Genomic DNA, 22574 nt, shown 5'->3' on the forward strand with positions numbered 1-22574 from the left:
CCGCGCGGGCGCGGAGCCGACGCGGCACTCGGCCGGCGCCCAGCGGCGCACGATGGCGAGCGCCGTCCGGCGGCCGTAGTCGCGGTAGTAGCGCCGCAGCAGGCTCGCCGCGGCGTCGGCGCCGTCATCCAGGGTGGCGAAGGCGGTGTGGCCCTCCCCGTCGGCGCCGATCTCCCCCGGCCATCGGGCCGACTTGATGCACCAGCCGTTGTTGAGCCGCACGCAGCGGGCCACGTAGGACGGATCCTCGGCCAGCGAGGCCGTCACGGCCAGCGCCTGCGGCAGCAGGTGCTGGCCGGTCTGCGCGTGCCAGTTGGAGACGGACCGGGTGGCCGGGTCGAAGCGTGGCGGTGCCGGCGCCGCGGGCGATCCGCTCGTCATCGCGGGCGGTCTGGCCCGCAGCCATGCATCGGCGTCCGCCTCCGCGCGGGGCAACAGGGCCGTGAACAGGATCAGCGCGTTCAGCAGCACGCGAAAGGGTTCCGGTCATGGATCGGAGCCGCAGCGCCCTTCCTCCCCCCTCTGCGCAGGGAGGGAGGGCGCGCGTCGTCTCGATCGGATCGCGTGTCGCCGACCGAGACGATCGCATGCGTCTCCCGCCTCACGGGTTCAGCACCTTGAGCGCCGCCGCGTGCAGCCGCGGATCGCCGGCCGCCACGACCCGCCCGCCGCCCGCCGCCGAGCCCCCGTCCCAGGCCGTGACTCGCCCCCCTGCCCCCTCGACGATCGGGATCAGCGCGACGATGTCGTAGGGCTTCAGCCCGGCCTCGACCACGAGGTCGATCTGGCCGGCCGCCAGCATGCAGTAGGCGTAGCAATCCGCGCCGTATCGGGACATCCGCACCTGGCCCTCCAGCGACCGGAAGCGCTCGGCTTCCTCGCCGGCCGCGAACAGCCGGGGGTCCGTGGTCGCCAGGATCGCCTGCCCGAGGTCTCCGCAGCGGCGCGTGCGCAGGGTCCGCTCGCCCGACGGCGTGCGGAGCTTCGCGCTGTGCCCGTCCCCCGTGAACCGCTCAGCGAGGTAGGGCTGGTGCATCATCCCGCGCACCGGCACGCCGTTGTGGGTCAGCCCGATCAGGGTACCCCAGGTCGGCAGGCCGGCGATGAAGGCGCGGGTGCCGTCGATCGGATCGAGGACCCAGACGCACTCGGCGTCGGTGCGCTCGGAGCCGAATTCCTCGCCCAGGATCCCGTGCCCCGGAAAGGTCTGGCCGATCATCGCCCGCAGGACGATCTCGGCCGCCCGGTCGGCCTCGGTGACCGGATCGAAGGGCGCCCCGCCGCCGGACTTGTCGTCGAGGCTGAACTGGGCGCGGTAGAACGGCACGATTGCCTTCCCGGACGCGTCCGCGAGGTCGTCCATGAACCGCCCGAGTTCGACGACGCTCATCGGCTCTCTTTCCTGTTCCGCCCGAAGATCGCCCGGCCGGGCCGCCGGTACCCGACGAAATCGGGGCGCCCCCTGCCCGTCAAGCCCCCTCCCCGGATCATGAGAGCTGCGAACGCGGGTTCATGGGTTGCCCCTCTTCCGTGTGACAACTGCCGCGTAACGACCACGCCGTCAGTCCGGGGCGCCGCAGGCGAGCCCGGACCCGAAGGGGCACGCCGGAGGCGGGCAATCCAGAGCCGCCGACCATGCCTCGCCAAGCGCGCGGTGCGGATCCGGATTCCGGGCCCTGCTCCGCAGTCCCGGAATGACGGGATTGTCCCTCTGAGATGGGGCCGGGTCTCGTTAACCCGAGTTCGGAGCTCCTCTGGCTCATGCCCCGGCCGGCGCCGCTTCGCGCGGCGCTGCGTCCTGCGCTTCCGGCCTCGGTCCCGGCGCGGCCTCCGCCCCGGTCCCGGCCGGAGCGGCGTCCGCCTGCGCGGCGGCCAGCACCGCCTCGACGGCCTCGCGCAGCGAATGCACCTGCCCGTCCGCCTCCGCCGCATGCCCCGATCCGCCGGCACCGCGGTCGGCCTCCGCCTCCTGGGTCAGCCAGAGCCCGAGCAGGATCGGCACGCCGGGGATCCGGCCCTCGAGGCGGCGGATCAGCCGGCGCAGGTGAGTCGGCTCGCCGTCGAGGGCGAGGGAGACCACGCAGGCCATGCGGGCCGGACCCGCCTCGAACCGCCCGATCCGCACCGCGGCCGTCTCGGCGAAGGGGACCGTGCGGACGCCGAGGCCGCGCTTCTCCAGGATCTGCGCGAGGATGGCGGAGGCGGCCTCGTCCAGGAAGCCCCGTCCGGCGACGCACAGCACCGCGCCCTGGCGCGTCCAGGCGGCGGGCAGCGCCTCCGGGGCCGGGCCCATGGGCAGCGGGCTGCAGGCCCCCTCCTCGCCCTCGTTGGCCGCGCCCATGACCGCGTCGCTCCGGTCGGAAAGGTCGGCGATCAGCTCGGCCAGGGCGGCGCGCATCGCCGCCTTCTGGCGCGCGGTCAGCACGCCCCGGGCGGCATCCCGGGCGGCGAGTTCCAGCGCCTTGAGGACCACCTCGTCGTAGTAGGACGAGAGCGAGCATTGCTGCAGGATCAGCTCGGCATGGCCCAGCACCTCCTCGGAATCGCCCGCGAGGATCCGCTGGTAGAAGTTCTGCACCGGCGTCAGCGCCGGCCGGTCGCCGAACAGCACGTCCAGGAACTCCAGGTGCTCGACGTAGCGGCCCAGCACAACGAGGCAGACGGTCAGCGGCGTCGAGAGCAGCAGGCCGACCGGGCCCCAGAGCCAGGTCCAGAACAGGGCCGAGACCAGGACCGCGAAGGGCGAGAGCCCGGTGGACTGCCCATAAAAGATCGGCTCGAACACCTGGCCGGTGAGCGGCTCGAGCACGATGAACAGGATCGCCACGGCGATCATCATGTTCCAGCCGGGATCGACCGCGGCGGCGAGCGCCATCGGCAGGATCGCCGACAGGACGGCGCCGAGATACGGCACGAAGCGCATCAGGGCCGAGAAGATCGCCCACAGCACTGGGTTCGGCACGCCGATCAGGTAGAGGCCGATGCCGATCACGATGCCGAAGCCGGCATTGAGGGCGAGCTGCACCACGAAATAGCGGCTCAGCCGCTTGGCGGCGTCGTCCATCGCCACGGTGGTGCGGTGCAGGTCGCTCGATCCGGCCAGACGGATCATGCGGTCGCGCAGATCCTCGCGCTGCATCAGGACGAACAGCAGCACCACGAAGACGATGCCGACGGTGGCCAGGGGATGCATCACCGGCGTGAGCACCGTGGAGAGCATCTCCAGCGAACCCGGTTGGGACGCGGCGACCTCGACGAGGACGGGCTTCGGGGACTGCGCCTGCTCCGGACGCGGCTGCGGCGGCGGAGCGGGCTTCGGCGTCTCCGCGTCGCCGGCCTCCTTGGCGCCGCCGTGCAGCGCCCGCCCGATATTGGCCACGTACGCGGTCACGTGGCCGACGGGGGAGTCGCGCAAGCCCTCGACCTTGCGCTCGATCGTCGTCCGGTAGCGCGGGACGTCGCTGGCGAGATCGGCGGCCTGGATCCCGATCAGCGTTGCGAGCGCCGCCACGATGCCCACGGTCAGCAGGACGCTGATCCCCACCGCCACCAGCCGCGGCAGGCGCAGGCGCCGCAGGCGGTTCACCAGCGGCGTCAGCACGAAGGACAGGAGCAGGGCGATCGCGATCGGGATGAAGATGTCGCGGCCGAAATAGAGGGCCGCAATGATCGTGGCGCCGACCACCACCGGCGACGCCATGGCGGCCCGCGGCGTCTCGGCGGCGGCCACGCGAGTCGGCCGCGGCGGGATCAGCGGCGTTCCGGGCCGCGCTGCCGGTTCGACCCCGACCGGGGTTCTCGTGCCCATACCGTAACCCGCGTCCCGAACGCCACGCGCGGGCGGCCGCCGGGATCGACGGGAGCCTCGCGGACGGGGAACGGCATGGGGGCCGAAAACGATCCCGCAGCGTTCACGGAGCCGTTACGCCCCCGCGACGCCGGCCCGCGCCACCTCGCCCGCATCCTTGAGCTCGGGTAGCGACCAGCACAGCTGCATCACCCGCTTGGCCTGCGCCTCCGGAAGAACGCCCGCCGCGAGGTCGGCGAACTTCGCCTCCAGCTGCGCGTCCGACATCGGCTTCTCGACGCTGCCGATGGCGTGCTCGATGTGCCGGTGGACGGTTCGCCCGTCATTCAGCGTCACGGTCATGTCGACCTGCGCGGCGTCGATGCCGGGGGTGATCACCGGGACCACCTTCTGCCGGAGCGCAACCACCCGCGGGTCGTTCACCGCCCGGTCGCTGAACTGCTTCTCGCCGCCCGCGCCCTCCACGAAGGCCACCGCGGCGGCGTGGTAGATGCTGAACTTGCCCTCCAGGCCGGTCTTCGGCGCGGTCTTGCCGGTCAATTCCAGCACCAGCGGGTGGACCTTCAGGTCGACGCGCTTGATGTCCTCCGGCTTGACGTGGTCTTCGTCGCGGATCTGGATCGCGGCGTCGATCGTCGGGTGCATGACGATCCCGCAGGCGAAGGGCTTGTAGGTGTTGAGCTGCGCTTCGTAGCGGGTGCCGAGGCCGTCGGTGATCTCGGACCAGTCCTGCTTGGTGGAGATCGTGTTGGCCCAGCCGCGCTTGGCCTCGATCATCCCGTCCGACGAGGTAAAGCCCTTCGCGGCCAGGATCGCCGCGAACAGGCCGTTGGACGCGGCGCGGCCCGGGTTGAAGCTCTTGTTCATGGAGCCGAACGACTCGCGCAGGCCAACCGGCTGCGAGGCGGCGAGGCCGAGCGCGTAGATCATCTGCTGCTCGGTGAGCCCCATCAGCTTACCCGCGGCGGCGGCCGCTCCGAACACGCCCGCGGTGCCGGTGATGTGCCAGCCGGCATCGTAGTGGTTCGGGTAGACGGCGTTGCCGATCCGGCACTCGGCCTCGATGCCGACCACCAGGGCGTCGAGGAAGTCCTTGCCGGAGACCGGCTTCATCGCCGCGTAGGCCAGGATCGCCGAGGCGACCGGGCCGGCCGGGTGGATGATGGTCTTCAGGTGGGTGTCGTCGAAGTCGAAGATGTGGCTCGACACGCCGTTGAGGAAGGCGGCGTTCATGATGTCGAACCGCTCGGTCCGGCCGAACAGGCCCGCCTGCGGCGGCCCCGAGAATGGCTGCAGCGCCGAGACCGCCACGTCCACGGTCTCGTGATGCGAGCCGCCGATCGCCACACCCACCCAGTTGAGGAAGCTGCGCACGCCCTCGCGGCGGACGGGATCGGGCAGCGTGTCGTAGGAGGACGACAGGATCCATTGCGCCAGGGTCTTCGTCACCGGCGGCGGGGGCGCCTTGGGAGCCGGCTTGGCCGCCTCGGCGGCCTGTGCCCCCTGAAGGGCGGGCGCCGTCAGGGCGAGGCCCGCGGCCCCGATGAGCGAGCGGCGATTCATCGGCATGGCGTTCTCCCAGGCAGGACCGCCTCCGAGCGGCTCCGATTGGCCGACATGATAATGAATTCATCCCGGGATCGTCAGCCTCCGTGTTTCACCGCGGCGGGTCTGACACCCCTTCACACCACCACCGGCAGCGCCTCCTGCTCGCCCACGCCGAAGACCCGCCGGTAGCGCGCGACCTCCTCGGCCGGCCCCTGCGCCTTGGTGGGATTGTCGGAGAGCTTCACGGTCGGCCGGCCGTCGGCCTCCGTGACCTTGCAGACGATGGAGACCGGGTCGAGTTTGCCATCCGGCAGCAGCCCACGGAAATCGTTGGTGAGCAGCGTGCCCCAGCCGTAACCGATGCGCATGCGGCCGTGGAACCGTGCGTGGATGCGTTCGATCTCGTCGATGTCGAGTCCGTCGGAGAAGATCGCGAGCTTGTCCCGCGGGTCGTGGCCGCGCGCCTGCCAGAAGCGGATCACCTCCTCGCCACCCTCGATCGGGTCCTTGGAGTCGATGCGGATGCCGGTCCAGCCGCTCACCCAGTCGGGGGCGTTCGCCAGGAAGCCGGTGGTGCCGTAGGTGTCGGGCAGGATCACCAGAAGGTTGCCGCCGTAGTCTTCCTGCCAGTCGGCCAGCACCGCGTAGGGCGCGGCGGCGAGCGCCGCGTCGTCCTCGGCCAGCGCGGCGTAGACCATCGGCAGCTCGTGGGCGTTCGTGCCCACCGGCTCGACCTCCTGCCGGGCCGCGATCAGGCAGTTGGAGGTGCCGAGGAACGCGCCGTCGAGGCCCTCGGCCATGGCCTGCACGCACCAGTCCTGCCACAGGAAGCCGTGGCGACGGCGGGTGCCGAAATCCGCCACCGACAGGTCCGGCAGCTTCTGAAGGCGCTGGATCTTCTCCCAGACCCGGGTCATGGCGCGGGCGTAGAGCACCTGCAGGTCGAGCTTGCCGAGGCCCCGCAGCACGGCCCGGGCCCGCAGCTCGTTGAGGATCGCCAGCGCCGGGACCTCCCACATCGTGGTCTCGACCCAGGGACCGTGGAAGGTCAGCTCGTACTGGCCGTCATGGACGGCGAGCTCGTATTCGGGGAGCTGGAAATCCTCGAACCAGCTCACGAATTCCGGTCCCAGGATGCGCCCCTGGCCGCGGAACACGTTGCCGCGCAGCCACGTGATCTCGCCCTTGCTGAGGCGGAGCGTCCGGGCGTGGTCGAGCTGCTCCCGCAGCAGCCCGGCATCGACCTCGTCGGCGATGCGGATGCGCCGCGTGCGGTTGGTGATGCCGAAGGTAGTCTGGATGTCGGGATGCCGGCGCAGGATCGTCTGCGCCATCAGCAGCTTGTAGAAGTCCGTGTCGAGCAGCGACCGCACGATCGGGTCGATGCGGAAGCTGTGATCGTAAACCCGCTTCGCCAGATCGAGCATTCTTTTGGGACTCTGCCGCGCCTCGATCGCGCAGAGCGCATGCCGGCACCGCGGACGTCAAGAAGACGGGCGGCCTCCTTCCGGAAACCGCCCGCGAAAAGCCCGTTTCCTGAAACCGGAATGTCAGGCGAGGTCGACCTTCTTGGTCTCGGTCTTCGGGCTCTCGCCGGTGAGCGAGGCCTTCACGTAGCCGTAGAGGTGCAGCATCGTGCTGTTCGGGCTGTCCCAGTACTCGCCCTTCTCCGGGTGGACGCGGATCAGCGCAACCTCCGGATCGTTCTTGCCGTTCGGGAACCAGGTCTTCAGGCTCTCATTCCACTTGGCATCGATGATCGACTGGTCGCGGACAATCTCGGCCTTGCCGGCCACCGAGACGTAGTTCTGGCTGGACGGGTCGGAGTAGGCCAGGTTGATCTGGTTGTCCTTGCTGATCTCGGCCGTCTTGGGCGAGTGCAGCTTGGTGAAGAACCACAGGTCGCCGTTCTCGTCGGCGTCGTTGTTCCACATCGGGCGGCTGTTGAGCGTGCCGTCGGAATCGACGGTGGTCATCATGGCGATCTTCACGTCCTTGATGAGCTCGAACAGCTTCTTCGCGCCCTCGTGGTCGCGGTGGTTGCCCTGATGCATGAAAGTGGTCTCCTACGCGTCGTTTCGGTCCCGGCGGGGTCTCCGGAGGATGCCCCGGCCGAAGGCTGCCCCGACAACGGATCAGTCTCCGGTTGGTTCAGCTTCCCCGTGCGGTGAGGAGGTTCGGATGCGAGGTGTTCGGAGGTTGGGGTGCGCGGCGGCGCTGGCGCTCTGCGCGCTCTGCGCGCTGCCGGCCGCCGCCGAGGTGCGCTTCGGCCCGGGCGTGCGCATCGGCGGCCACGACTTCTCGAACCGGCGCTACGGCAGCGTCCATATCGAGCGCGTGAAGCGCCTGCGCGGCCCCCTCGGCTGCCGCCGCCTGCGCCACGGGGTCTACCGGCGCGGAGACGGGAGCGTGGTGCGTGGCCCCATGGAAGCGTGCAACCTCGTCGCCCGCCCGCACTGAACGCGAAGCGGGCGGCCGGGACGGCCACGGGGACGCAGGCCGCCGGCGCCGGCGCCGATTGCGGGCCCGGGGTCTGGTGTTCTCGGCCCGCTCGGCTACATGCACTGGCATACCTGCTTGCCCCGGTGGAGAACGATTTTGGCGATCACCCGCGACGACGTGCTGAAGGCGCTTGCCGACGTCACCGTCGATGCCGCCGGCACCACCCTGCCCGGCTCGGGACGGCTCTCTCAGGTCGTGGTCGATCCGAACAGCCGCGTGATGTTCTCGATCCTGGTCGATCCCAGCGAGGCCGAGCGGTTCGAGCCGGTACGGCGGCAGGCCGAGGGCAGGGTGCTGCAGATGCCGGGCGTCTCGGGCGTGTTCGCCAGCCTGACCTCCGAGCGGAACCAGAGCCACCCGGCCCAGAGCGGCGCCGCCCCCCGCCCCGTGACGCCGCCGCCGGTCGCGCCGCCGCGACCCGGCGCGCCGCCGAACCAGGGCCCGCAGATCGCGGGCGTGCGCCACATCGTGGCGGTCGCCTCCGGCAAGGGCGGCGTCGGCAAGTCGACCACCGCCTGCAACCTCGCCCTGGCGCTCCAGGCCCAGGGGCTGAAGGTCGGCCTCCTCGACGCCGATATCTACGGACCGTCCGTGCCGAAGCTGTTCGGGCTGTCGGGCAAGCCGAATGTCGTCGACAACAAGGCCATGGAGCCGATGGTCGGCTACGGCCTCAAGGTCATGTCGATCGGCTTCCTGATCGAGCCCGAGACGGCGATGATCTGGCGCGGCCCGATGGTGCAGTCGGCGATCACTCAGATGCTGCGCGACGTGCTCTGGGGCGAACTCGACGTGCTGCTTGTCGACATGCCGCCCGGCACCGGCGACGCGCAACTCACCATGGCGCAGGCGACGCCGCTCTCCGGCGCCGTGATCGTCTCGACCCCGCAGGACCTCGCGCTGATCGACGCCCGGCGCGGCGTGACCATGTTCAAGAAGGTCGCGGTACCGATCCTCGGCGTGATCGAGAACATGGCGACCTTCGTCTGCCCGCATTGCGGCCACGCCTCGCACATCTTCGGGCATGGCGGCGCGCGGAACGAGGCGCAGCGCCTCGGCGTGCCGTTCCTCGGCGAGGTGCCGCTGAACATGGCGATCCGCGAGACCTCGGATTCCGGCCGGCCGGTGGTCGCGACCGATCCCGAGGGGCCGCACGCCAAGGTCTACCGCGATATCGCCGCCCAGCTCTGGGCGAACCTGTCCGGCGCGCCGGCCGGGCGGACGGCGCCGAAGATCGTCTTCGAGTGAGGCCGTGGCGCCGGCGGCCGATCCCGCGCCGGTCCTGGGCCTGATCCTGGCCGGCGGCCAGGCGCGGCGGATGGGCGGCGGCGACAAGCCGCTGCTGCGCCTCGGCGGGCGGACCCTGCTGGAGCGGGTGGTCGAACGGCTCGCGCCGCAATGCGGGGCCGGTCTGGCGCTCAGCGCCAACGGCGACCCGGCGCGGTTCACCGGGTTCCCCGGGCCGATCCTGCCGGACCCCGTGCCGGACCAGCCGGGGCCGCTCGCCGGCATCCTCGCCGGGTTGGAGCACGCCGCCGCGCAGGGTGTCGCGCGGGTGGTCAGCGTGTCGGGCGACGCGCCGTTCCTGCCGGGGGATCTGGTGGTGCGGCTGGAGGCCGCCGGATCCGAGGCCGGCATCGCCCTCGCGGCCTCGGGCGAACGGCAGCACTACACGATCGCGCTCTGGCCGACGGCTCTGCGCGGCGCGCTTCGGGACTATCTCGAACGGGGCGAGCGGCGCGTCGGCGGCTTCATCGCGCGCCACGGGGCGGCGGTGGCATCCTGGCCGGCGGAGCCGGTGGATCCGTTCCTCAACATCAACACGCCGGCGGATCTGTCGGCGGCGGAAGCCCTCGACCGAGGGTGATGCGGTTCCGCCGTCATCACGAGCACAGCGAAGTGACCCCGGGGCAGCGCGACTGAGGGTGTCGTGCTGACCGGATTGCTTCGCTCCGCTCGCAAGGACGGCGGAGCCGAAGCCATCGAGAGATGGCTTCAGACGTCAGGCTTGATCCGAACTCAAGCCGACGCGACGGTCGCCTTCACGATCTTGTCCGGCGAGCGCGGCGGCTCGCCCTTGTTGATCGTGTCGACCACGTCCATGCCTTCCACGACCTTGCCCCAGACCGTGTACTGCTTGTCGAGGAAGCGGGCGTCGTCGAAGCAGATGAAGAACTGCGAGTTCGCCGAGTGCGGGAAGTTCGTGCGCGCCATGGAGCAGGTGCCGCGCACATGCGGCTCGGCGTTGAACTCGGCCTTCAGGTCCGGCAGGTCGGAGCCGCCCGAGCCGGTGCCGGTCGGGTCGCCCGTCTGGGCCATGAACCCGTCGATCACCCGGTGGAACGGCACGCCGTCGTAGAAGCCCTGCGCGGCGAGCGTCTTGATGCGCTCCACGTGGCCCGGGGCGAGGTCGGGCCGCAGCGCGATCACGACGCGGCCCTTGGTGGTCTCCAGCACGATGGTTTCGTTGTCGGCCATAAGTCTATCCTTCCGGTTGAGGGAACTGTATCGGCGCCCGCCGGATCCGGCCAGCGCCCGTGACGTCGATCGCCGGCGCTCAGGCCGGCGGGCGGTAGACGAAGCGCAGCGCCACCGGCCGGCCCGCAATCGCCCGGCCGAGGCCCCGCGTCAGGTGGACCGGGGTGCAGCGCGCCAGCGCGTCCACGGTCCCGCGCACGAGAATCGCCCGCTGGTCGCCCGCGACGCCCGCCGCGTAGGTGATGCGCGGCGCGCCGATCAGGCTGCCGTCCCGCCGGAGGGCGAAGCGCGCAGTGATCTCGATATCCTCGGGCTCAGCCTTCAGCGGCCCGAGCCCTGCCGGAACCTGCCAGCAGGCGGCCAGCGCCGGGTAGAGCTCGTCCAGGGTATCGGCGGGCTTCGTCGCCATCCGCGACACCGGCACAGCGACCGTCGCCCGCAGGGTCTGCGGCAGGCTCAAGGGATAGCCGCCGCCGGGCTCGAAGGCGTAGCCGTAGAAGGGGCTGCCCTCATAGGTCTCGGCCTGCGCCGGACCCAGGCTCAACAGGAGGATCGCGGCGGCGCGCCAGCCCGGCATGCGGCCGCTACTTGCCCTTCTCGGCGAGGGTCATGCTGACGATCTTGTCGGGATCCTGCACAGCGCCGCCGGGGGCGCCGGGCGAGGCCTTCTTGATCTTGTCCAGGACGTCGAGCCCGTCGGTGACGTTGCCGACGACCGTGTACTGGCCGTTCAGGAACGGCGCATCGCCGAGGCAGAGGAAGAACTGCGAGTTCGCCGAGTTCGGATCCTGCGAGCGCGCCATGCCGACCGTGCCACGGCGGAACTGGGCCGATTTCGAGAACTCGGCCGGGATGTTGGGCAGGCTGGAGCCGCCGGTGCCGTTGCCCTTCGGGTCGCCGGTCTGGGCCATGAAGCCGTCGATGACCCGGTGGAACTTCAGGCCGTTGTAGAAGCCCTGGGAGACCAGCGTCTTGATCTGCTTGACGTGCTTGGGCGCCAGGTCCGGCCGCAGCTCGATGGTGATCCGCCCGTCCTTGGTCTGCAGGTAGACCGTGTTGGCGTCGGCGGCCTGGGCGGCCGTGGCGGTGCCGAGCGTGAGGGCGAGCGCGAGGAGGGCGTGGCGTCGGTTCATCGAAGTCCTTCCGGGGTCAGGAATTGGCGGCGAAGCGCTGCCGGAGGCGCGCGGCCACGGCGGCAGGGACGAAGGGCGAGACGTCGCCCCCCATGCCGGCGATCTGGCGCACCAGCGTCGCGGTGATCGGGCGCGCCTGCGTCGAGGCGGGCAGGAACACGGTCTGCACCTCGGGCGCCATGGCGCCGTTCATGCCGGCGAGCTGCATCTCGTAGTCGAGATCGGTGCCGTCGCGCAGGCCACGGATGAAGATCGCGGCGCCGCAGCGCCGGGCGGCCGAGACGGCGAGATCGTTGAAGGTCACGATCTCCAGCGCCGCGCCTTCGGCCTGGGCCACCGGCCCGCAGGTCTCGGTGAGGAGCGCCGCACGCTCCTCGGCGGAGAACAGCGGCGCCTTGCCGGGATGGACGCCGATGGCGATCACGAGGCGGTCCACCAGCCGGCAGGCCTGGCGGATCACGTCGAGATGGCCGTTCGTGACCGGATCGAACGAGCCGGCGTAGAGGGCAGTGCGGGTCATTAGGGCCCGACCTAGAGCATTTTCGCGCCGGACGGAACCGGGCGGCGCCTCAGGCCTCCTCGCCGCCCTCGGGGCCGCCCTCGGCGCCCTCGTCCTCGCCCTCGATGTGCTCAACCGAGACGACTTTCTCGTCCTTGGCGGTGTTGAACACCGTCACGCCCTGCGAGGCGCGGCCGACGATGCGGATGTCGTCAACCGGCACGCGGATCAGCTGGCCGCCGTCGGTGACCAGCATGATCTGGTCGGAGGCCTCGACGGGGAAAGACGCCACGAGGCTGCCGTTGCGGGCGTTGACCCGCATCGCCGTGATGCCCTTCCCGCCGCGCCCCGAGGTCCGGTACTCGAACGACGAGGAGCGCTTGCCGAAGCCCCGCTCCGACAGGGTCAGCACGTACTGCTCGGCGCCCCCCATCTCGTTGTAGCGGTCGAGCGAGATGGCCGCCGCCTCGGCGCCGTCCTCGGGCTCCGCGTCGCCGTTCTCCTCCGCCTCGCCGGTCACGGCGCGGCGCATCTTCAGGTAGCCGGCCCGCTCTTCCGCGGTAGCGTCGAAGGCGTTCAGGATGGTCATCGAGATGACCCGGTCGTCCTTGGCCAGCAGGATGCCGCGGACGCCGGTCGAGTCGCGGCCCTTGAACACGCGCACGTCCTCGACAGGGAAGCGGATGCACTGGCCGAGCGCCGTGGTCAGCAGCACGTTCTGGTCCGGCCGGCAGATCTCGACGTGGACGATGTGGTCGCCCGGATCGAGCTTCATGGCGATCTTGCCGTTGCGGTTCACCGTGGTGAAGTCCGAGAGCTTGTTGCGCCGGACGTTGCCGCGCGCGGTCGCGAACATCACGTCCAGCGTCTCCCAAGAGGCCTCATCCTCGGGCAGCGGCATGATCGTGGTGATGCGCTCGGAGGTGTCCTGCAATTGCAGGATGTTCACCAGAGCCTTGCCCCGTGCGTTCGGGGCGGCCATCGGCAGGCGCCAGACCTTCTCCTTGTAGGCTTGGCCCTGGCTGGAGAAGAACAGCACCGGCGTGTGGGTGTTGGCCACGAACAGGCGGGTGACGAAATCCTCGTCGCGGGTCGCCATTCCGGAGCGGCCCTTCCCGCCCCGGCGCTGGGCCCGGTAGGTCGAGAGCGGCACGCGCTTCACGTAGCCGGCGTGCGACACGGTCACGACCATGTCCTCGCGGGCGATCAGGTCCTCGTCCTCGACGCTGCCGTCGAAGTCGACGATCTCGGTCCGGCGCGGGGTGGCGAACTGCTCGCGGACTTCGGCGAGCTCGCCCTTGACGATCCCCTGGATGCGGGCGCGCGAGCGCAGGATGTCGAGGTAGTCGGCGATCTCGTCGGCCAGCGTCTTCAGCTCGTCGCCGACCTCGTCGCGGCCCAGAGCCGTCAGGCGCTGCAGGCGCAGGTCGAGGATGGCGCGGGCCTGGGTCTCGGACAGGCGGTAGGTCCCGTCCTCGGCGACGCGGTGGCGCGGGTCGTCCACGAGCGCGATCAGCGGCGCGATGTCGTGGGCCGGCCAGTCGCGGGCCATCAGGGCCTCGCGGGCCGAGTTCGGGTCGGGCGAGGTCCGGATCAGCCGGATGACTTCGTCGATGTTGGCGACCGCGATGGCGAGGCCGCACAAGACGTGGGCGCGCTCGCGGGCCTTGCCGAGCAGGAACTTGGTCCGGCGGGAGACGACCTCCTCGCGGAAATCCACGAAGGCCTGGAGCAGGTCCTTCAGGTTCATCAGCTCGGGGCGGCCGCCGTTCAGCGCCACCATGTTGCAGCCGAAGGAGCTCTGCAGCGGCGTGAACCGGTAGAGCTGGTTCAGCACCACGTCGGCCATGGCGTCGCGCTTGATCTCGACGACGATACGCATGCCCGTCCGGTCGGATTCGTCGCGCAGGTCGGAGATGCCCTCGACGCGCTTCTCCTTCACCAGCTCGGCGATCTTCTCGACGAGCGTCGCCTTGTTCACCTGGTAGGGGATCTCGGTGAAGATCAGCGCCTCGCGCTCCTTGCGCAGCTCCTCGACATGCGACTTGGCGCGCATGATCACCGAGCCGCGGCCCGTCGCGTAGGCCTGCCGCGTGCCGGCCCGGCCCAGGATCATGCCGCCGGTCGGGAAGTCCGGCCCGGGCACGATCTCGGTGAGCTGCTCGATGGTCAGCCCCGGCTCGTCGATCAGGGCCACGCAGGCGTCGATCAGCTCGCCGAGATTGTGCGGCGGGATGTTGGTCGCCATGCCGACCGCGATGCCGCCGGCGCCGTTGACCAGCAGGTTCGGGAAGCGGGCGGGGAGGACGGTCGGCTCCTCGCGCGACTCGTCGTAGTTCGGTCCGAAATCGACGGTGTTCTTGTCGATGTCGGTGAGCAGCGCGGTCGCGGGCTTGGCCAGCCGCGATTCGGTGTAGCGCATGGCGGCCGGCGGATCGCCGTCCACCGAGCCGAAATTGCCCTGCCCGTCGATGAGCATCAGGCGCATGGAGAAGTCCTGCGCCATCCGCACCAGGGCGTCATAGATCGATTGGTCGCCGTGCGGGTGGTAGAGACCGATCACGTCGCCGACGATGCGCGCCGACTTGACGTATTTCCGCTCGGGCAGGTGCCCGGATTCGAAGGCGGAGTAGAGGATGCGCCGGTGCACCGGCTTGAGCCCGTCGCGCGCGTCGGGAAGCGCCCGGCTCACGATCACGCTCATGGCGTAATCGAGGTAGGAGCGGCGCATCTCGTCGGTGATGGAGACGGGGCGGATGTCGCTGGCGGGTGGGGCGGCGCCAGTCGGATCGTTCTCGGCCAAGTCGATTTCCGTTCTGAAGCCCGAAAGGGCGATGCTCGCGGCCCGAGCGCGGCGCGCGATGCGCCGGACCGGCCTTGCGGAAGAGCAGTGATATCAGACGGTTAAATAAGGTTTTCCGAGGCCGCCCGCAAGGTCGCCGACAGGGGCGCGTCCCGGCCCGCTCGGGGGTCGGGACGCAGGTCGGTTCGCTCAGTAGAACGTCAGATGGCGGTGGCCCACGGCGCGGCCGCGGAACGCGTGGTGTCGGTAGCCGTGATGCCGGTAGCCGTAGTGGCGACGGAAACCGTAGTGGCGACGGAAACCGTAGTGGCGGTGCCAATGGTGCCGGCGCCAATGGTGGCGACGGTGCCAATGATGTCGATGATGCCAGTGGCGCCGCCAGTGATGGCGCCGGTGCCAGTGGCGGCGGTAGTGCCAGCGGGCCTGCTGCACCGCGGGGGCGGGTGCCGCAGCGTCGGCGGTCGCCGGGACCGGAAGGGGCGCCGCGCGCGCGGGCACGCTCGCCAGCCCGCCGAGCAGGGCGGCGAGGAGGACCAGGATTGGCCAGGGTCGCATCGTTTCTCTCCCGTGTGAGCACCCGTCCGAGTCCAGCGGATCCGGGCCGGCACGAGGCTCGCACCGTCGCCTGAAACGGCCAAGGTCGGCAAACGGTTCGATCCGGTGTGACTGCGCAGCCGCACGACCCTTGCACGGGGTTAAGAAACGCCCAGTTTGCAAAAGACGCATCCGGGCCGTCCCCTGCCCGGCCTTCGACGAGCCGCGCAAGATCTCCATGGCGTTCGCGTTCCTCGACTCCGTCCGAACTCTCCTGCCCCGCCGCTTCCGGGACCGCCGCCCGCGGGTCGCGGTGGTGCGGCTCTCCGGGACCATCGGGGCGGTCTCGCCGCTCCGCCCGGGCCTCTCGATCGGCGGCGTCGCGGGCAGCCTGGAGCGGGCCTTCGGCATGCCCGGGGCCAAGGCGGTGGCGATCGTCATCAACTCCCCCGGCGGCTCGCCCGCACAGTCGCACCTGATCCACCGGCGCATCCGGGCGCTGGCCGACGAGAAGAGCCTGCCGGTGATCGCCTTCGTGGAGGATGTGGCGGCGTCCGGCGGCTACATGATCGCGTGCGCGGCCGACGAGATCGTCGCCGATCCGACGTCGATCGTCGGCTCCATCGGCGTGGTCTCGGCCGGGTTCGGCTTTCACGGCCTGCTGGAAAAGCTCGGCGTCGAGCGTCGCGTCCACACGCAGGGCGAGGCGAAGTCGATGCTCGACCCGTTCCGCCCCGAGGATCCCGCCGACGTGGAGCGCCTGAAGCGCATCCAGGCCGACGTGCAGGACCTGTTCACCGGCCTCGTCACCGCTCGCCGCCCCGGCCTGTCGAAGGCCGAGAACCTGTTCACCGGCGCGGTCTGGACCGGGCGGCAGGCGCTGGCGCTCGGCCTCGTCGATGCGCTCGGCGACGTGCGCACCGCAACGCGCGCGCGCTTCGGCGAGAAGGTCGACCTCCGGCTCGTGGCCGAGGCCCGGGGCGGATTGCTCTCCCGCCTGCTGCGCCGGGGAGGCGCTCCGGGCGGGATCGAGGCCGGGATCGGGCTCGCCGAGGGCGCGGTCGCGGCCGTCGAGGAGCGCGCGGCCTTCGCCCGCTACGGGCTGTAGGACGAGGGTCGCGGGCGCGACCCTCCGGTAGCCCGCTACCGCCCCGCACGCCGGGCCGAGACGCGCGCCAGGGCGGCGAGGTCCTTCTCGCCGTCGCCGTAGCTGATCGCCTCGATCAGGCCGTCGCGCAGGACGCTGGCGAAGGGCATCGGCACACCCGCACCCTCCGCGGCTTGGAGGGCGAGCCGCACGTCCTTGGCGCCGAGCTTGAGGATGAAGCCCGGGGGCTCGTAGCGGTTCTGGGCGATCGACGCGCCGTAGCCCTTGTAGACCGGCGAGGCGAACAGGGTGTTGGTCATCAGGTCCAGGAAGTCGGCGCCCGCGACTTCGTGGCCCTCCGTGAGGGCGCAGGCTTCCGCCATGGCCTCGATGGCGGAGATCAGCATGAAGTTGCCGGCGAGCTTGACGGCGTTCGCCCGCACCGGATCCTCGCCGAAGCGCCAGGTCTTGGCGCCCATGGCGTCGAGCAGCGGTCCCGCGCGGTCGATGTAATCGGCGGCGCCCGCCGCCACGATGTTGAGCTTGCCGGCCTCCGCCACGTCCGGCCGCCCGAAGACCGGCGCCGAGATGTAGGGCACGCCCGCCCGCGCGTGCACGGCGGCGAGCTGCTTGGCGAGCGCCACCGAGACCGTGCTCATGCCGATGTGCAGGCCGGGCCGCTCCGGCCGGTCGAGCAGGCCGCCCGCCACGATCACGGCTTCGAGCGCCGCGTCGTCGGCCAGCATGGTGATGACGGCCTCCCCGGCGAAAGCCTCGGCGGCGCTGCCCACCGGGGTGACCCCTTCGATGCCCTTCGCGGCCTCCGGCGAGCGGTTCCAGGCGCGGACCCGGTGTCCGGCCCGCGCGAGGCTGGCCGCCATGCCGCGGCCCATCCGCCCCATTCCGATGATTCCGACGTCCATGCCGTGCTCCTCGCGGCTGATCTGCCGTCCGCCAACCTGGGCGACCCCGGCCGGCGGTCAACGGGTCCGCGCGCGGATTTGCGTCGATCGCGGCGCGTGGCAAGCTTGCCCCATGCTGCACAACCGCATCACCGACATTCCCGGCCTGCGTGTCGGTCACGCCAGCGACATTTCGGTCGCGAGCGGCGTCACCGCGATCCTGTTCGACGCCCCTGTCGTGGCCTCGGTCGACGTGCGGGGCGGCGGGCCGGGTACCCGCGAGACCGACCTGCTCGACCCCGAGCGCACCGTGGAGCGGATCGACGCCCTCGTCCTGTCCGGCGGCTCCGCCTTCGGGCTCGACGCGGCCGCCGGCGTGACCGCGTGGCTCGCCGAGGCCGGGCGCGGCTTCCCGGTCGGCGGCATGCGCGTCCCGATCGTGCCCGGCGCGATCCTGTTCGATCTCCTGAACGGCGGCGACAAGGAATGGGGCCGCTACCCGCCCTACCGTGAACTCGGCTTCGCGGCCGCCGGCGCGGCCGCGGAGGATTTCGCCCTGGGCTCGGTGGGAGCCGGGACCGGCGCCCGCACGGGCCGGCTCAAGGGTGGGATCGGCTCGGCGTCGGCCCGCGTGGCGGGGACGGGTTTTCGGGTCGGGGCGCTCGTGGCGGTGAACGCCTTCGGCAACGCGACCATCGGGGACGGGCCGCATTTCTGGGCCGCGCCCTTCGAGGAGGGCGCGGAGTTCGGCGGCCTGGGCTCGCCGGCCCGGCTGACGCCGGAGGCCCTCACCTTCCCGGGCCGGGCGCTGCCGGGCGCCGCCACGACGCTCGCCGTCGTGGCGACCGACGCGGCACTGACCAAGGCGCAGTGCCGGCGCCTCGCGGTGGCGGCCCAGGACGGCCTCGCCCGGGCCCTCGTGCCGGCCCACACGCCGCTGGACGGGGATCTGGTCTTCGCGGCGGCCACCAGCGCCGTGCCGCTCTCCGACCCGGTGGTTGAGATGGCACGGCTGGGCGATGCCGCCGCGCGGGTGCTGGCCAGGGCGGTCGCGCGAGGCGTGTTTTCCGCCACGAGCCTGCCCGGCCATGCGGGCGCGCCGCCGCTGTCCTGGACCGGCCTGCCGCCGGCTTGGTGCGATCTGTTCGGCGTCTGATCCACGCCGCCGAATCGGACCCGCGCGGAACGAAGTGCCGGGAGAGGGGTTTCCGGCCGCGGCCGAAGGCCGTGTCGTGGCCTGGCCAGCGCCGGGCGGCGACCTGTCTCACATCGGGAGGAATGCTCATGCGAATGACCGGCCTGATCGTCGCCGCGTCCGTGGCGCTGTTCGCCGGCGGGGCCCAGGCGATGCCCGTGGCACCACTCTCCGGCGGCGACGCCTCGATCACCCTCGTCCGCGGCGGATGCGGGTTCGGCGCGCATCGCGGCCCCTATGGCGGCTGCCGCCTGAATCGCGGTCCGCGGGGCGCCATCCGCCGGTCCATCACCGGCGCACCCGGCGGCTGTCCGCCGGGCCTCTATCGCGGTCCGCGCGGATTCTGCCACCGGTGATCGACGGCGCCGCCCGGTCGAACCGGGCGGCGCGCACGGATGGCAGCGGTGGCTCAAACCTCGCCGCGCGCATCCTCGATGAGCTGGGCCAGCCCGGCATCCACCTCCTCGGCGAGCATCGCCCGCTCGGCGTCGGTAAGATCCTTGGCCCAGGCGCCGCCGCCGAACCCTTCCGCGCAGCGCGTCCGCTCCGAGGCGATGTAGGCCTCGGTCTCGGCCGGGCGCGTCTTCATGGCGTGGACGAGGCCGAACCACGCCGCCCGCTCCACCACGGCCAGCCGCGCCCGCAGGCGAATGGCCACGGCCTTCTCCGGATCGATCCCGTCCCCGCTCATCGCGCTTCTCCCCCATCGTTCTCGGCGAGCCGCTCGATCAGGCCCTGGAGACGTCCCGGCACCGGCTCGCTCGCCGAACGCGCGTAGAGCACGCGCAGTTGCCGGCCGATCTCGGCGAGGCTCATGGAGCCCTTGGCGATCACCCGGTCGGCCTGCCGGTTCAGGCTCTCCTTCTCGGCGATCGAGATCTCCTTGGCGGTGAGCACCACCACCGGCACGTCGCCGTCGGGTCGCGCGCGCAGAGCGCGCAGGAAGCCGAACCCGTCCATCTCGGGCATCATCAGGTCGAGGAGGATCAGGCTCGGCCGCGCCTGGCTGACGCGATCCAGGGCGATCCGGCCGTTCTCCGCCTCGTCGACGGTCCAGCCCTCCCGGCCGAGGGAGCGGCGGAGGCGGTCGCGCGCGTCCGCATCGTCGTCGACCACGAGGATGCGCGCCTCGCCGGGCGCCTCAGGCCGGTAGCGCTCCATGAGGCCCTTGAGCCGGTCCCAGTCGATCGGCTTGACGAAGTAGTCCGTGGCGCCGAGTGCCTGGCCGAGGCCCTGCTCGGCGACCACCGAGGTCATGATCACCGGTGTCCCGACGAGGTCGGGGTCGTTGCGCACCGCGTGCAGCACCGCCCAGCCGTCCATGCGCGGCATCTCGACGTCGAGCAGGATCGCCCGCGGCTTCAGGGCCCGGGCGAGCGTCAGGCCGGCGCGGCCATCGTTGGCGCTGCGGACGTGAAAGCCCTCGCGCTCCAGGAAGCGCTGAAGGAGCTCCCGGGCGGCCGGATCGTCGTCGACCAGCAGGACCGTCTCGTGCTGCTCGTGCGGCTCCACCGGCGTGTGCGCCTCGGCCTCGGCGGCCGCCGTATCCTCGGGCCTCAGCGTCGCGGGCAGGCGGATCGTGAAGGTGGCGCCCGCGCCCGGCGTGCTGGTGACGCCGATGTCGCCTCCCATCGTCCGGCAGAAGGCGCGGGTGATGGCGAGACCGAGGCCGGTGCCGCCGAACTGGCGCGTGGTCGAGTCGTCGGCCTGCACGAAGCGCTCGAACAGGCGCCCGATCTGCGCCTCGCTCATGCCGATGCCGGTGTCGGTGACCGCGAAGGACAGCCAGTCGGCCCCCTCCTCCCGGTGCCGGCGGACCGTGAGGGTGATGGTTCCCCGCTCGGTGAACTTGGCGGCGTTGCCGATCAGGTTCAGCAGGCACTGGCGGATCTTGGTCTGGTCCTGGTGCATCGCGCCGAGATCCGCCTCCGCCGCGTCGAGGACGAAGCGGTTGGCCTTCTTCTCCACCAGGGAACCGGTGGAGTCGGAGACGTCGCGGAGCAGGTCCGCCACCGAGAATGTCTCGGCCGAGGCGGTCATGCGGCCGGCCTCGATCTTCGAGATGTCGAGGACGTCGTTGATCAGCGACAGGAGGTGGCGCGCCGCAGCCTCGATCTTGCGCAGGTCCGGCAGCAGCGCGGCCTGGCCGATATCCTCCAGCTCCTCGCCGAGCATCTCGGAATAGCCGATCACCGCAGAGAGCGGCGTGCGCAGCTCGTGGCTCATGTTGGCGATGAACTGGCTCTTGGCGAGGTTGGCCGCCTCCGCCGCCTGCCGGGCACGCTCCACCGCCTCCTCGGCCTCCCGGCGCGCGGTGACGTCGACACAGGTACCGACCCATTCCCGCAGAGAGCCGTCCTCGGCAAGCACCGGCACGCCGCGCACCTCCATGGCGCGCCAGACCCCGTCGTGGCGGCGCAGGCGGTACTCGACCTCGTAGACCGAGCGGCTCTCCACGCAGGCCGCCCAGGCATCGGCGGCGTGGCCGCGGTCGTCGGGGTGGACCGCGTCGAGCCAGCCCCAGCCCTGGTAAGTCTCCTCGCTCTGCCCGGTATAGACGCTCCAGCGGACCTGCGGCGGCAGCAGCTCGCCCGCCGCGTTGGTGTTCCAGATCACCGCCGCCGAGGCGTCCACCAGCGCCCGGAAACGCTCCTCGGAATGGCGCAGGCGCTCCTCGACGGCGCGTCGGCGGGTGATGTCGGTGTTGGTGCCGTACCAGCGCAGGATCCGGCCGGTCTCGTCCCGGTGCGGCAGCGCCTTCGACAGGAACCAGCGATAGGTGCCGTCCCGCCCCCGCAGGGGAAAGGTGTCCTCCCAGGACCGGCCCAGCAGGATCGCCGCCTGGTAGCGCTCGGTCACCGCCTCGACGTGGTCGGGATGGTGGACCGCCCGCCAGCCCCAGCCGCGCATCTCCTCTAGCGAGGTGCCGGTGTAGTCGTACCAGCGCTGATTGTACCAGATGATGGTCCCGTCAGCCTCGGCGATCCACGCGAGCTGCGGCAGCGTCTCGGCGAGGTTCCGGTAGTCGGCGTCCGTGACGGCCTGCCCGCCGCCCTCAGTCTCGCTCATCGGCCACGCGCAATCCCATCATCCGCCCCGCGGCGGCTCATACCGGTATTCCTTATACACGCATCGTGTCCGGATCCGACCGCGCCGGTGCAGGAGCGGGTGCAGGAGCCGGCGCAGGGCCCGGCCGACGCCGGCCCCGCAGCGCATCGACGGTGTAGAGGGCGAGCGCCACCCAGATCAGGGCCAGCATCGCGGCTCGCGGCGGCTCCACACGCTCGCCGAAGGCCAGGACGCTGAGCCCGAGCAGGCAGGTCGGGGCGACGTACTGCAGCAGGCCGAGGGTGGTGAGCCGCAGCCGGACCGCCGCGGCGGCGAACCAGATCAGCGGCAGGGCTGTAGTGAGGCCGGTGAGCATCAGGAGCGCGAGGCTCGCCGGCTGCGCAGGCAGGAAGGGCTCGGGCGTGAGAACGAGCCACGCGACCGCCGCCGGCAGAAGGAGCAGCGTCTCGGCCAGGAATCCGACGAGCGCGTCGACGCCGACGATCTTCCGGGCGAGGCCGTAGAGCGCGAAGCTCACCGCCAGCGACAGGGACATGAGGGGCAGCTCGCCGGCCCAGACGACCGCGACCCCGACGCCCGCCGTCGCGACGCCGACGGCCGCAGCCTGCATCGGCCGGAGGCGCTCCCCGAGCACCACGCGGCCGAGGGCCACGCTGACCAGCGGGTTGATGTAGTAGCCGAGGCTCGCGTCGAGCAGATGCCCGGTGCTGATCGCGTAGAGGTAGAGCAGCCAGTTCACGCCGATCATCGCGGCCGAGAGCAGCAGCAGGGCGTGGCGCGGTCGCAGGGGCAGCGGCAGGTTCAGGCGGTGGCGCGCCGCGAGGATCAGGGCCAGGGTGCCGGCGAACACGCTCGACCAGACGATCCGTTCCGCCAGGATGTGGTTGGGGCTGTAGGCGCCGAGCAGCCGGAAATGCAGCGGGACCAGCAGGCCCCAGCTCAGATAGGCGGCGAGCGCGTAGACGAGGCCCACGAGTTCCTCCCGGTCGGCCCGGATGGGCAGCCGGGCCCCGAGCCTT

21 protein-coding genes and 1 pseudogene are annotated in these 22574 nt (G+C 71.3%); 6 read left to right on the forward strand and 16 right to left on the reverse strand.

The genetic code is table 11. The features are described 5' to 3' along the window. The 6 genes and pseudogenes from ACLBX9_RS06075 to ACLBX9_RS06100 all read right to left on the reverse strand — a co-directional run. Positions 1-471: pseudogene (locus ACLBX9_RS06075) on the reverse strand (hypothetical protein); the annotation flags it as partial. A 130-nt stretch (positions 472-601) separates the two neighbouring features. Continuing rightward, complete coding sequence (hisN, locus tag ACLBX9_RS06080) at positions 602-1390, reverse strand: histidinol-phosphatase (RefSeq protein WP_447718277.1); 789 nt, start codon at positions 1388-1390, stop codon at positions 602-604. 369 nt (positions 1391-1759) lie between these two features. Next, complete coding sequence (locus ACLBX9_RS06085; RefSeq protein ID WP_447718278.1) at positions 1760-3808, reverse strand: AI-2E family transporter; 2049 nt, start codon at positions 3806-3808, stop codon at positions 1760-1762. A gap of 114 nt (positions 3809-3922) precedes the next feature. Further along, on the reverse strand, positions 3923-5377 hold the full coding sequence (locus tag ACLBX9_RS06090; RefSeq protein WP_447718279.1) for an MmgE/PrpD family protein: 1455 nt from the start codon (positions 5375-5377) through the stop codon (positions 3923-3925). 113 nt (positions 5378-5490) lie between these two features. Next, positions 5491-6783, reverse strand: coding sequence for a nicotinate phosphoribosyltransferase (gene pncB / locus ACLBX9_RS06095; RefSeq protein ID WP_447718280.1), 1293 nt, complete (start codon positions 6781-6783; stop codon positions 5491-5493). 123 nt (positions 6784-6906) lie between these two features. After that, entirely contained in the window at positions 6907-7410 is a 504-nt protein-coding gene (locus ACLBX9_RS06100; protein ID WP_010686116.1) for a pyridoxamine 5'-phosphate oxidase family protein, read from the reverse strand. Between the two features lie 127 nt (positions 7411-7537). On the opposite strand from ACLBX9_RS06100, the gene ACLBX9_RS06105 reads away from it, so the two are divergent. The 3 genes from ACLBX9_RS06105 to mobA all read left to right on the forward strand — a co-directional run bounded on the left by ACLBX9_RS06105 (position 7538) and on the right by mobA (position 9722). Further along, the gene (locus ACLBX9_RS06105; protein WP_010686117.1) at positions 7538-7816 is read left to right on the forward strand and encodes a hypothetical protein; all 279 of its coding nucleotides are present in this window, start codon (positions 7538-7540) and stop codon (positions 7814-7816) included. A 138-nt stretch (positions 7817-7954) separates the two neighbouring features. Further along, on the forward strand, positions 7955-9103 hold the full coding sequence (locus ACLBX9_RS06110) for an Mrp/NBP35 family ATP-binding protein (protein ID WP_447718281.1): 1149 nt from the start codon (positions 7955-7957) through the stop codon (positions 9101-9103). A 4-nt stretch (positions 9104-9107) separates the two neighbouring features. After that, positions 9108-9722: a molybdenum cofactor guanylyltransferase MobA gene (mobA, locus tag ACLBX9_RS06115; RefSeq protein WP_447718282.1), complete on the forward strand. Its 615-nt coding sequence runs from the start codon at positions 9108-9110 to the stop codon at positions 9720-9722. Between the two features lie 152 nt (positions 9723-9874). Here mobA and ACLBX9_RS06120 read toward each other — a convergent pair whose 3' ends face one another. From ACLBX9_RS06120 to ACLBX9_RS06145, 6 genes are all read right to left on the reverse strand, one after another. Beyond that, positions 9875-10333 carry a peptidylprolyl isomerase gene (locus tag ACLBX9_RS06120; RefSeq protein WP_447718283.1) on the reverse strand — a complete coding sequence of 153 codons (459 nt, stop codon included), beginning with the start codon at positions 10331-10333 and terminating at the stop codon, positions 9875-9877. Between the two features lie 79 nt (positions 10334-10412). Then, on the reverse strand, positions 10413-10910 hold the full coding sequence (locus tag ACLBX9_RS06125; protein ID WP_447718284.1) for a hypothetical protein: 498 nt from the start codon (positions 10908-10910) through the stop codon (positions 10413-10415). Positions 10911-10917: 7 nt separating this feature from the next. Continuing rightward, the gene (locus tag ACLBX9_RS06130) at positions 10918-11466 is read right to left on the reverse strand and encodes a peptidylprolyl isomerase (protein ID WP_447718285.1); all 549 of its coding nucleotides are present in this window, start codon (positions 11464-11466) and stop codon (positions 10918-10920) included. A gap of 16 nt (positions 11467-11482) precedes the next feature. Then, a complete protein-coding gene (gene coaD, locus ACLBX9_RS06135) occupies positions 11483-11986 on the reverse strand; it encodes a pantetheine-phosphate adenylyltransferase (RefSeq protein ID WP_010686123.1) in 504 nt (167 codons plus the stop codon). A 49-nt stretch (positions 11987-12035) separates the two neighbouring features. Beyond that, positions 12036-14768, reverse strand: coding sequence for a DNA gyrase subunit A (gene gyrA / locus ACLBX9_RS06140; protein WP_447718286.1), 2733 nt, complete (start codon positions 14766-14768; stop codon positions 12036-12038). 189 nt (positions 14769-14957) lie between these two features. After that, on the reverse strand, positions 14958-15323 hold the full coding sequence (locus tag ACLBX9_RS06145) for a hypothetical protein (RefSeq protein ID WP_447718287.1): 366 nt from the start codon (positions 15321-15323) through the stop codon (positions 14958-14960). A 217-nt stretch (positions 15324-15540) separates the two neighbouring features. Here ACLBX9_RS06145 and ACLBX9_RS06150 point away from each other — a divergent pair, with 217 nt between their 5' ends. Then, positions 15541-16410 (forward strand): S49 family peptidase, encoded by an 870-nt coding sequence (locus ACLBX9_RS06150; RefSeq protein WP_010686126.1) that lies wholly within the window; start codon positions 15541-15543, stop codon positions 16408-16410. Between the two features lie 35 nt (positions 16411-16445). Here ACLBX9_RS06150 and ACLBX9_RS06155 read toward each other — a convergent pair whose 3' ends face one another. Then, entirely contained in the window at positions 16446-17333 is an 888-nt protein-coding gene (locus tag ACLBX9_RS06155; protein ID WP_447718305.1) for an NAD(P)-dependent oxidoreductase, read from the reverse strand. Positions 17334-17424: 91 nt separating this feature from the next. On the opposite strand from ACLBX9_RS06155, the gene ACLBX9_RS06160 reads away from it, so the two are divergent. After that, positions 17425-18447 (forward strand): P1 family peptidase, encoded by a 1023-nt coding sequence (locus ACLBX9_RS06160; protein ID WP_010686128.1) that lies wholly within the window; start codon positions 17425-17427, stop codon positions 18445-18447. 128 nt (positions 18448-18575) lie between these two features. After that, complete coding sequence (locus tag ACLBX9_RS06165; RefSeq protein ID WP_010686129.1) at positions 18576-18842, forward strand: GCG_CRPN prefix-to-repeats domain-containing protein; 267 nt, start codon at positions 18576-18578, stop codon at positions 18840-18842. Positions 18843-18895: 53 nt separating this feature from the next. Here ACLBX9_RS06165 and ACLBX9_RS06170 read toward each other — a convergent pair whose 3' ends face one another. The 3 genes from ACLBX9_RS06170 to rarD are packed head-to-tail and all read right to left on the reverse strand — an operon-like array spanning position 18896 to position 22528. Next, positions 18896-19177, reverse strand: a complete 282-nt coding sequence (locus ACLBX9_RS06170) for a hypothetical protein (RefSeq protein ID WP_010686130.1) — start codon at positions 19175-19177, stop codon at positions 18896-18898. Further along, positions 19174-21555, reverse strand: coding sequence for a response regulator (locus ACLBX9_RS06175; protein WP_447718288.1), 2382 nt, complete (start codon positions 21553-21555; stop codon positions 19174-19176). The genes ACLBX9_RS06170 and ACLBX9_RS06175 overlap by 4 nt, the downstream gene beginning before the upstream one ends. A 52-nt stretch (positions 21556-21607) precedes the next feature. Next, entirely contained in the window at positions 21608-22528 is a 921-nt protein-coding gene (gene rarD / locus ACLBX9_RS06180; protein ID WP_447718289.1) for an EamA family transporter RarD, read from the reverse strand. Between the last annotated feature and the right edge of the window lie 46 nt (positions 22529-22574).

It is taken from the genome of Methylobacterium sp. A49B, from assembly GCF_053346215.1.